This is a genomic window from Gemmatimonas sp., from assembly GCF_036405635.1.
Lineage (GTDB): Bacteria > Gemmatimonadota > Gemmatimonadetes > Gemmatimonadales > Gemmatimonadaceae > Gemmatimonas.
Genome location: NZ_DASWXE010000022.1, coordinates 1 through 9,663, shown reverse-complemented (window position 1 = coordinate 9,663; position 9,663 = coordinate 1). Strand labels below are relative to the sequence as shown.

The window sequence follows — 9,663 nt, the reverse complement described above, 5'->3', positions numbered from 1 at the left end:
CTGTATGTCTCGACGGCCGACGGTGCGCCGCCGGTGAGTGAGGGTGTGCAGTTGATCTTCAATCCGGCGGGGACCACACACCGCGATCGGTTTGCCGCACGCGACAAGGTGGTCGACGGTCGGTTTCTGACGATCTCGCTGGATGCGGACGTCATGAATGAGGCGGCCGCATTTTCCAGGCTGCCGGAGCATGCTGCGGTGGTGCAGTCCGCCCAGGCGCAGAGCATTGGCATGCGTCTGTCGCGGGCGTGTACGCGGGGCGGGGGAGATGCATCGCTCACGCGACATGCGTTGACGCTGGAACTGCTGTCGCATGTTTCGGCGACCGACGATGCGCAGCATGTCGCCGCGCCGGTGTGGCTACGGGTCGCCTGCGAACAGCTCGACGACTCGTTGGGGGGCAACTGTAGCATTGCCGATGTGGCACGCACGGCCGGTGTGCACCCCGTGCATCTGGCGCGGGTGTTTCGTCAGCACATGGGCATGAGTCCGGCGGACTATCTGCGGCGTCGACGGCTCGAGCAGGCGCGATCGCTGCTTCGCTGCACGGTGCGATCACTATCGGATATCGCGCTCACCTGCGGGTTCAACGATCAGAGTCATTTCAGCAATGCATTCCGCGCGGCGCATGGCATGACGCCGTCTGCCTTTCGGGTCTCACACGGACATTCCCCGTACTAGTCGAGAGACCAGCGGCATGCCTTCTCTTCGCACCAACGCCTGGCTGTTGCGCGGTCTGAGCAGCCTTCCGGGCACGCTGATGCTTCCGGGTGCCCATGTCTCATTCGAGGCCACCGGAACCGGGTCCGCCTGGCCGCGGCAGCTACGGGCACTGGAACGCGAATTGAGTGTGCCGGGACTTGCCGATGCACTGGCCGGTGGCAAATCGTGTCGACTGTTTCGTTGGCCGACATCCACCGTGCGCGTGTGGGTGCCATGGTACTACTTCGGCGGCGGCATCAAGATCGCCCACGAGAGCTCCGTGCTGAGGATCAGCTTTGGACGTCCTGTCGATCTCGGCGGACGCAATATTGGCGCGGTGGCCGACCAGTGGCGCGAGATTCAGCGCATGCGTGCCCAGGGCCGTGAGTGGGTGAGTGCGTTGAGATTCGCCAGAACGTGACGCATCCACAGGGCGCTGGGGCGGGATTGACGGTAGAATAGGGCATGACGGATATCGTCCATTCTCAGGCTGCCGACTTTCCGTTCCACATGACCACCACGGCCTTCGATCTGCCGGGCTACCGGATCGTGGCGTCGTTGGGGGTCGTGCGCGGAGTCGTGGTTCGCTCCCGGTCGCTGGTGGGGACGCTCGGTGCGGGCCTCCAGACGATTCTGGGCGGCAACATCTCGCTGTTCACGACGCTGGCGGAGCGCACGCGCCAGCAGGCCTTCGACACCATGCTCGTGCAGGCGGAAATCGCCGATGCCGACGCGGTGATCGGCATTCGCTATGACGCCACCGAGATCATGAGCGGCGTGACCGAAGTGCTCTGTTATGGGACGGCGGTGCGCGTCGTACCCATCACGCAACCGTAGCTGCGGCAATAGTTTTTCACGATCCGCGGAACTTCACGCGGCATCATGGGGATGCCGACGGGAACCCGGCCACATCACCACACTGCCATGCTTCTGCGCCTCCGGCATCTGAGCACGCTGTCCGTGCTCGCCCTCGCCCTGACGACCAGCACCCTTCACGCTCAGCAGCCCAGCGAGCCCAAGACCCAGCTCGGCAAGCACATGGCGGCCATGAATGGTGCCTTCCGCACCATCGGCCAGCAGGTTGCCGATTCGACCAAGAACGCCAGCACGATGGAACAGCTCACGATCTTCGAGACCAACGCCAAGGAAGCGCTGGCGTTCGAGCCCGAGAAGAAGGCGCAGGTGCCCGAGGCCGATCAGGCCAAGTTCGTGGCCGACTACAAGGCCGGCCTGCAGAAACTGATCGACACCGCGGGCAAGCTGCATGGCGCGCTGCACGCCGGGAAGAACACCGAAGCGGCAGCCATCGTCGAAGAAATGCGCGGCCTGCAGCGCACATCGCATGGGGAGTTCCGCATTCGCCGGCCTCCTCCAGCCAACTGAACGGTATTCACGATGGGTGACTGCCGTGAAACGCCCCATCCGGCACCGGATGGGGCGTCTGTTTTCCTCTCAGCCGTCGCCGATTTCCGGTGCCCGCGCCCCGCATGATCGCGTAAACCTCTCTGAGTCATGTCCATGACATGTCATCGTCGACATTTTCTGGAATTGGCCGCCGGCAGTGTATTGGCCGGTGTGCTGCCCTTTCAGTCATTGGCTGCGGAGACCCGCCAGCCGCGCTTCAAGGCACTCGTCTTCGACGCATTTCCGATTTTCGATCCACGCCCGATCGGAGCGCTGGCCGAGTCCCTGTTTCCCGGACAGGGCGAGGCATTGATGAATGTCTGGCGCACCCGTCAGTTCGAATATCAATGGCTGCGAGCGCTTGGCGGCCAGTACATCGACTTCCTACAGGCCACCGATGACGGCCTGACGTTCGCCGCCGGGCAACTGCGGTTGACGGTATCTTCCGCCCAACGTGCGCAATTGATGGCGGCGTGGACCAACCTGCAGCCCTGGCCCGATGTGGCATCCGCGATAGGACAACTGCGACAGGCCGGTGTACGTCTGGCCTTCCTGTCGAACATGACTGCAGGCGCGCTCTCTGATGGACTCCGGGCGGCCCGTCTCGATGGGACGTTCGAGGCGGTGATCAGCACGGAGCGCGTCCGTTCGTACAAGCCGGATCCCCGTGCCTATCAGCTGGGCATCGACACGTTGGGTTTGCGGAAGGAGGAGATTCTCTTTGTCGCATTCGCCGGCTGGGATGTGGCCGGCGCCAAATGGTTCGGATACCCCACGTTCTGGGTGAACCGCACCAACGCGCCGGCTGAACAGCTCGGGGCGACAGCCGATGCGACCGGAGCCGATCTGGCGGCCCTCCTGCGCTTCGTGCTTCCCGGTTGATGGGCTAAGGCTCGGATCTTCTGGTCCGCCTTGCCGTGAGCGAGACCAGAAGCCGGAGCGCCAGCGATGTCGCATCACTTCGGCAACGTCGCCCGGTAGGCCGTGATCGCATCCATCGTGGTCTTCACGCGCAGATCGGCGATCTTGCGGCCCAGGTCCTGCAGCCACTTGAGCGACTGGAACTTGATGCCGTTGATCTCGTCCTGGCCGACCTTCTTGCGCTGTTCGTAGCGAATGGAGGTCGGATCCGCGAGAGCCAGCGTGGCATCGATGCTGAGCTCTTCGTGCAGGCCGCTGGTGCCCGTGCTGGCGCCGATCTTGATGCCTTCGGGGATCTTGAGTTCGTTCTGGATGTACGGCTGCACCACGCTGACGTGGTTGTAGTACTCGGGGATGTGCTTGAAGTACACCTTGTCCGGGCTATCCGCGTAGACCTTGGTGAGCGAGTCGGCTGCAGTCTGCATGCCACGCGCGTTCCCGCCGCTGTCGCCCAGATAATAGATCTCCTTGAAGCCCATGCTGCGCAGGTAGTTGCCCATGTCGTACAGCAGCGCGACGTACGTGGCCTGCGAAAGCATTGGACCTGCGCGACCGGGCTGAATGACGGCACCGGCATTGCCGGGCTCCAGCGTCACCAGCGGCGCCACCAGCGTCTTGCCCATCTTGCGGGCCAGTAGTTCGCCGTGGAGTCGGTTGTTGATGTTGTGCTTGTTCATGGAGAGGTTGTCGTCGTTGTTCTCGACACCTCCGGTCATGATCAGCACGGTCGTGTAGCCGTCCTTGAGCATGTCGCGGAACTCGGGCCGCGTCAGTTCTTCGAGCCACACGGTGTTGATGCCTTCGATGGTGCGCGGCTTGTTCATTGCGGCCGCACGCGCCGCGGCGGCTTGCGCGTTGCCGGCACCACCACCACCGCCGCCAGCTCCACCTCCCGCACCGCCTCCACCTGCCTGCGCTGAGGCACTCGCCGCGAGCAGCGGCATGGTCAACAGGGCCACCAGCGTTCTCTTCATGTACGTCTCCAGCGGAGGGGAAGGGGAGGGGACTACGTCTGAATCTGGCCAACCGCGACGCCTGTCGCCAATCGCGAGCTGACACCTGAAGTCGAGCACCCTTCATACAAGCCAGCCATGGTGGCCGTGCAATCTCCATCGCATCCTTGTCGCGGACGTCTCGCACATATTGTCATCGTTCAACATCAACCTGGCCTGCCCATATGTCGTTTCGCACCATTTCCCTGATCTGCGCAATGGTGGCCGTGACTGCCTGCGCGCATACGGGTCGCCTGTCGCCGGACACCGCGGTCCGTCCAGCCAGTGGCGTTCCGGAGTCCTTCTCCCTTCCAGCGGGAGGTACGGATGCACGGGATGGCACCTGTCGCAGTCCACTCCGAGATCCGCGTACCGGAGTGGAGCTGCGATTCGTGCGCTCGATTCCCGGGCTCGGTGACTATGAGATCCCCGAGCGTGCCTATGGTGCGCGTGCCGGTGAACTGCTGCGCATCGATTGCCACACCTGGCGCGCTATCGGGTTCGTCGCTCGTTGAGTGCGAGAGCGACCGGGCCTCGGCGCGCGGTACGTCAACGTGCCTGTTGTGCGCGCGCCTGCATTTCGTCCAAGGGGATGGAGCCAAACGGTCGCCCGGCCGGCAGCATGAACATGCGTGTGGTGCTCTGCCCGGGTCCGAAAAACACTTCGCCTTCCTGACGCAGCACATGCAACGGGACGCCAAATGGACGTGAGGTCGTCAGGCATAAGGTGGTCGTCGCAGCATCGACACCAGCCATATAGCTGCCGGCCTCGCTTTTCGGGTCGAATGCCGCGAGCACATTGGGCAGTAACTTTTCCCCGTCGGCCAGACTGCGCAGAGTGAACAGCGCCGCACGCACGGGAGTGGCCAGAAACGCGGCGACATCGTTGGGGATCGCCTCGTCTCCCGCATAGAACACCAGGCCACCGGGGGCGTCGGCATCGTATGCCACGCGGAACGGCGGCGTCGACACACCGGGACCATTGGCCTGCTGCACGAAAGGCACGATCGCGATGGTGTCTCCGTTCCGCAGGATCCACAGCGCCCGCACGTAGTCCGCGCTCTCCACCTGATAGGCACTGGCGGTGGCAATGGCTTCGAGGGGACTGAACTCGAAGATCACATTCGTCAGATCGACGGTGCCGGCGGGCTCACCGGACAAGAGATGCCGCGTCTCGGCGGTGGTTGGGAGGTCAGACATCAACAACGGCATGTGCCACACACTGCCGCGACGTGCCTGCAACAACGCCTGCAGAGCTGCCTCACAGTAGATCACCGTGGCAGCATCAAAGCGTGCCAGGATGTCGTCATCTGCGCCGTCGTCCACCATGATCTCGCGCAGTCCGCGGGACGCCAGCGGGGGCTGCTCCATGTTCAGTCGCGCCAGCAGGTTGTTGCGGATGTCCGGTGTGTCGTAGAGATAGAGCGCGATGGGAACCGGATGCCGGTACTGCACGTCGTCGGTCGGCTCCGGCATGATGGTGAGCGGTTGCCGCAGAAAGTTCTGATACCAGGGATCGACGGTCGGTGGCGGAAAGATGTCCTCGGTGCCGAGTTGCAGACGATCCGCGCCTTCCATGGGCCAGGCGACCTGCAGCGGTGGGCACACATAGAAGCTCGTGAGGTCACCGATGTCGGTGTCGGCATGCAGCAGACAGGCGCGTTGCACAGCCATCCGAGATGAATCACTCACCAGACTGGGCGCTTGCGTCGCGACATCGACCAATGTGCCGTGCTCGAGTTGCGCCTTTCCATCCCAGGGTCGCACGTCGAAGACATAGAGATAGGCGGTGTCCCGCCATGGCTGATAGCGCCAGAGCTTCTGCTTCACCTGGATGTCGTGCTCGGGATCTGGTTCTTGCCCAGGTCCCATGACGATGGTCGCATCTTTCGGCACCATTTCGTACAGCGCGAACCAGAGCGCCGACTGGATGTCACCCGTGACGTCGAGATAGTTGGAGTCGCCGCCATAGTGCTGCGCGATCGCGTGCACCCAGAACGACAGCATGTCGAGCGTGGACGGCACCCCTTTCGCTTCCGCCAATGCGAGGTCGGACTCGGAGGGCTGCACGAGCATGGCGTGACGATGCCAGAGACTCCAGTATTCTCGCGTCCGCCGACGGATGCCGCTCGGGATCATCTTCCCAAAATCCCGGTTCTGTCCGCGGTAGACCCGTCGCCATCCCGGCTGCAGAGGCGGCAGGGTGGCCAGATGTTGCTGCAGGGCGTCGAGTGAGCGGAAGACGGAATCGCCGGTGGTCATGAAAACGCTGCCGAGTGGTACACGTAGGTAGGATGGGGAGCTGGAACTTCCGTCCTTTCGGAGGCTCACGCCAGCGAGCTGTGGTGTAAATGAATCAACACTGACCCGGTGCGCATGTTCATATCAGTCAAGCGTGTGCTGTATCTCCTTGCTGTCACCAGCGCGATGGCGTGTGCGCAGCCCGGTGTGGACCGCCTTGCCGCGTGCCCGGCTGTTGCCGGCGACGAGATCAACGTCGCTGCGGCGGACAGTCTGTTCCATGATCTGGCGCGCGACAGCACCCGTGACATCAAGGGGGTGGTGGTACAGCGTCATGGATGCATTGTGGCGGAGCGCTACTTCAATGGTGACGATTCGACATCGTTGCATGACATCCGGTCGGCGACCAAGAGTATCACGGCGGCTCTCGTCGCGATCGCGATGCAGCAGCGTCTGATCAGGGATATTGACCAGCCTATCAGCGAACTGCTGCCGGCGGGCATGATCGCCACCGCTCAGCCGATTCGTGTGCGGGATGTGCTCACGATGCGCACCGGCCTCGATTCCGACGACGAGGACTCGTTGTCGACAGGCAACGAAGATCGCATGGACGAGAGTGACGACTGGATGGCGTTTGCCCGAACCGTACCTGCAAAGTCCTCTCCCGGTACGCACTACGTCTATTCATCGTTCACGGCCTTTCTGGCGGGAGCGATGGTGGAGCATGTGTCCCATCGCTCGCTACAGGACTTCGCGGCGCAGCATCTCTTTGGTCCACTGGGCATCGAGCGCTTTGCGTGGCGCCGAGGACCCAAGGGTGAGGGAGTGGGACAGGGCAATCTCTCGATCGCGACGCGTGATATGGCGAAGATCGGGGAACTGTTCCTGCGAGGTGGGCGAGTGGGGGATCGTCAGGTCATCAACAGTGCCTGGGTGCGCGATGCCCTGGCCTCGCATGTCGACATCTCGAAGGTCGACCGCTTTGCCGACGCCTATGGCTACATGTGGTACACGAAGCAGCATCAGGTGGGCACGAGCACGGTGACGGTGCATTTTGCCTCCGGAAACGGCGGCAACAAGATCTATCTGGTGCCGGACCGGGATCTCGTGGTTGCCATCACTTCCAGCGCGTATGGCCGCGGCTACGGCCAGCGGCGATCGGAGCAGATTCTGCTGCGGGTTCTGGCTGCCACCACCCCGCAAAATGCCCAACCGGGACGCGCAGGCGATTGAAGGCCCTTCATGGGTGGCCTGTCCCACCGTCAACCTGACACCGACCATGTCTTCAGCCTTGATAATCGCCCGCGTGCTGTTCGGCGCTCTTACGCTGACGGCCATCGTGATTCAGTTCACGAGGCATTTCTCGGCGGGGTTTCCGCTCCTCAACTTCTTCAGCTATTTCACGATCCTCTCCAATGGCATCGCGGGAGCGGTGCTGCTGATCGGTGCGTACTTGGGGATGCAAAAGCGGGTGCTACCGCTGTGGTACGACCGTGCACGCGGAACCGCCGTCCTTTACATGACCATAGTGGGCCTTGTCTTCGTGACACTGCTCCGCAATGTGGATCTCGGTGGACTGCTGCCCTGGATCAACACGGTGCACCACTACGTACTGCCCGTGGTCATGGTGGCGGATTGGTTGCTCGTTCCACCGATGCGACCGCCAACATCTCGCGACCTGCTGGCCTTCTATGTCTTCCCACTCGCCTATGTGCTGTACACCCTGCTGCGTGGGGCGATGATAGACTGGTATCCCTATCCGTTCCTCAATCCCTCGCTGGTGGGCGGATACGGCACCGTGATGTTGTACGGGCTGGGAATGCTCACCACGTTTGGGGTCGTTGGATGGGCACTGCGGGCCGCGACGTTTCGGGGGGCACGGGGTAGGACCTGAGCCACTGATCGGCCACGTCCACCTCCGTATCGCTTTCGTGCCCCTGCTCACCATCGCCGACCACGGCCTCTACTGCGCCGCCGGTGATTTTTACATAGATCCCTGGGCGCCGGTCTCGCGGGCCGTGGTGACGCATGCCCATGGCGATCATCTCACCTGGGGATGCGACCGCTACCTCGTCTCGCACGACGGGGTCGGCATCACGCGCGAGCGACTGGGGCAGTGGGCGCGTGGGGTCGAGTCGGTGGCCTATGGCGAGCCGTGTACCATCAACGGCGTCCGCGTCTCGCTCCACCCCGCTGGTCACATCCTTGGTTCGGCGCAGATCCGCGTGGAGCATCGCGGCGAAGTGTGGGTAGCCTCCGGCGACTACAAGACCGACCCCGATCCCACCTGCGCGCCGTGGGAACCCGTGCGGTGCCACACGTTCATCACCGAAAGCACGTTCGGCCTGCCGATCTATCGGTGGCCGTCACAGCAGCAGGTGTTTCAGGACATCAACACCTGGTGGGCGCAGAACGCGAGTGCCGGCCGGGTGTCGCTGCTGTGTGGCTACGCACTCGGCAAGGCGCAACGGCTCCTGGCGGGGCTCGATGCGTCCATCGGCCCCATCCTCACCCATGGCGCGGTGGAACGCATGACGGCGCTGTACCGAAGCGCCGGCGTGGCGCTCCCGGACACGCGCTATGCATCGGATGCACTGCGCGACAAGGCCACGGCCGGTGCCATGCTCATCGCGCCGCCCAGCGCAGCGGGTACGAGTTGGCTGCGCCGGTTCGGCGATATCCGCACGGCGTTTGCCAGCGGATGGATGCGCGTGCGTGGCGCACGCCGGCAGCGTGGCATGGATGCAGGCTTCACACTGTCCGATCATGTGGACTGGCCGCAGCTCCTCGCGGCGATCGACGCCACCGGTGCCGAACAGGTGTGGGTGACCCACGGCTTCACCAACACGGTGGTGCAGTGGCTCACCGAACAGGGGCGGGATGCACACGTGTTGCCCACGCGATGGGGTGACGAAGAGAAGGCACGCGGTGATGACGAGGGCAGCGAGGAGGCGTCCGGCAATGCCGCGTCCGGCAATGCCGCGTCCGGCAATGCCGCGCTGCCGACGGAGCCTATCGCGTGAAACAGTTCGCGGCCCTCTACGACGCCATTGATGCCACCACGGCTACGAGCGAAAAGGTGGCCGCTCTCGTGGCCTACTTTCAGGCGGCCGAGCCGGCGGATGCCGCGTTGGCGGTCTCGTTCCTCGTGGGCCGCCGTCCCAAACGATTGGTGAAGGCCGCCGATCTGCGCGCCTGGGCGGCGGAAGCGGCGGATATTCCTGCGTGGCTGTTCGAGGAGAGTTATGCACAGACCGGAGATCTGGCCGAGGCCATCTCGCTGCTCGTACCAGAGCCGGAGGCCACGGCCGACGCGTCGCTCGCCTGGTGGGTGGAGCAGCGCCTGCTGCCACTCGCCACCATGGAGCCTGCAGAACAGCGACTGGCCTTGCGTGCCGCCTGG

11 protein-coding genes and 1 pseudogene are annotated in these 9,663 nt (G+C 63.6%); 10 read left to right on the top strand and 2 right to left on the bottom strand.

Going from position 1 to position 9,663, the window contains the following annotated elements:
* From VGE27_RS01125 to VGE27_RS01105, 5 genes are all read left to right on the top strand, one after another.
* On the top strand, positions 1-681 hold a 681-nt coding region (locus tag VGE27_RS01125; RefSeq protein WP_331047785.1), incomplete at its 5' end, for a helix-turn-helix transcriptional regulator.
* 16 nt (positions 682-697) lie between these two features.
* On the top strand, positions 698-1,123 hold the full coding sequence (locus VGE27_RS01120) for a hypothetical protein (RefSeq protein ID WP_331047784.1): 426 nt from the start codon (positions 698-700) through the stop codon (positions 1,121-1,123).
* 44 nt (positions 1,124-1,167) lie between these two features.
* Positions 1,168-1,539, top strand: coding sequence for a YbjQ family protein (locus VGE27_RS01115; RefSeq protein WP_331047783.1), 372 nt, complete (start codon positions 1,168-1,170; stop codon positions 1,537-1,539).
* Positions 1,540-1,626: 87 nt separating this feature from the next.
* Positions 1,627-2,085 carry a cytochrome b562 gene (locus VGE27_RS01110; RefSeq protein WP_331047782.1) on the top strand — a complete coding sequence of 153 codons (459 nt, stop codon included), beginning with the start codon at positions 1,627-1,629 and terminating at the stop codon, positions 2,083-2,085.
* 135 nt (positions 2,086-2,220) lie between these two features.
* Entirely contained in the window at positions 2,221-2,988 is a 768-nt protein-coding gene (locus tag VGE27_RS01105; protein ID WP_331047781.1) for a haloacid dehalogenase type II, read from the top strand.
* A 74-nt stretch (positions 2,989-3,062) separates the two neighbouring features.
* On the opposite strand, the gene VGE27_RS01100 is transcribed toward VGE27_RS01105, so the two are convergent.
* Positions 3,063-4,001: a creatininase family protein gene (locus VGE27_RS01100; RefSeq protein ID WP_331047780.1), complete on the bottom strand. Its 939-nt coding sequence runs from the start codon at positions 3,999-4,001 to the stop codon at positions 3,063-3,065.
* A gap of 410 nt (positions 4,002-4,411) precedes the next feature.
* Here VGE27_RS01100 and VGE27_RS01095 point away from each other — a divergent pair, with 410 nt between their 5' ends.
* Positions 4,412-4,534 (top strand): hypothetical protein, encoded by a 123-nt coding sequence (locus tag VGE27_RS01095; RefSeq protein ID WP_331047779.1) that lies wholly within the window; start codon positions 4,412-4,414, stop codon positions 4,532-4,534.
* Between the two features lie 34 nt (positions 4,535-4,568).
* Here the strand turns inward: VGE27_RS01095 and VGE27_RS01090 are convergent, their stop codons facing one another.
* Positions 4,569-6,281, bottom strand: a complete 1,713-nt coding sequence (locus tag VGE27_RS01090) for an FRG domain-containing protein (RefSeq protein WP_331047778.1) — start codon at positions 6,279-6,281, stop codon at positions 4,569-4,571.
* 114 nt (positions 6,282-6,395) lie between these two features.
* On the opposite strand from VGE27_RS01090, the gene VGE27_RS01085 reads away from it, so the two are divergent.
* From VGE27_RS01085 to VGE27_RS01070, 4 genes and pseudogenes are all read left to right on the top strand, one after another.
* Positions 6,396-7,493: a serine hydrolase domain-containing protein gene (locus VGE27_RS01085; RefSeq protein WP_331047777.1), complete on the top strand. Its 1,098-nt coding sequence runs from the start codon at positions 6,396-6,398 to the stop codon at positions 7,491-7,493.
* Positions 7,494-7,539: 46 nt separating this feature from the next.
* A complete protein-coding gene (locus tag VGE27_RS01080; protein WP_331047776.1) occupies positions 7,540-8,154 on the top strand; it encodes a Pr6Pr family membrane protein in 615 nt (204 codons plus the stop codon).
* Positions 8,155-8,191: 37 nt separating this feature from the next.
* Positions 8,192-9,283 (top strand): ligase-associated DNA damage response exonuclease, encoded by a 1,092-nt coding sequence (locus tag VGE27_RS01075; protein WP_331047775.1) that lies wholly within the window; start codon positions 8,192-8,194, stop codon positions 9,281-9,283.
* Positions 9,280-9,663 (top strand): annotated as a pseudogene (locus VGE27_RS01070) (ATP-dependent DNA ligase); the annotation flags it as partial. The gene VGE27_RS01075 and the pseudogene VGE27_RS01070, both read left to right, overlap by 4 nt.

Coding starts and splice junctions, on each gene's coding strand:
- VGE27_RS01120 (WP_331047784.1), top strand. CDS start 698: ATGCCTTCTCTTCGCACCAACGCCTGGCTGTTGCGCGGTCTGAGCAGC.
- VGE27_RS01115 (WP_331047783.1), top strand. CDS start 1,168: ATGACGGATATCGTCCATTCTCAGGCTGCCGACTTTCCGTTCCACATG.
- VGE27_RS01110 (WP_331047782.1), top strand. CDS start 1,627: ATGCTTCTGCGCCTCCGGCATCTGAGCACGCTGTCCGTGCTCGCCCTC.
- VGE27_RS01105 (WP_331047781.1), top strand. CDS start 2,221: ATGACATGTCATCGTCGACATTTTCTGGAATTGGCCGCCGGCAGTGTA.
- VGE27_RS01100 (WP_331047780.1), bottom strand. CDS start 4,001: ATGAAGAGAACGCTGGTGGCCCTGTTGACCATGCCGCTGCTCGCGGCG.
- VGE27_RS01090 (WP_331047778.1), bottom strand. CDS start 6,281: ATGACCACCGGCGATTCCGTCTTCCGCTCACTCGACGCCCTGCAGCAA.
- VGE27_RS01085 (WP_331047777.1), top strand. CDS start 6,396: ATGTTCATATCAGTCAAGCGTGTGCTGTATCTCCTTGCTGTCACCAGC.
- VGE27_RS01080 (WP_331047776.1), top strand. CDS start 7,540: ATGTCTTCAGCCTTGATAATCGCCCGCGTGCTGTTCGGCGCTCTTACG.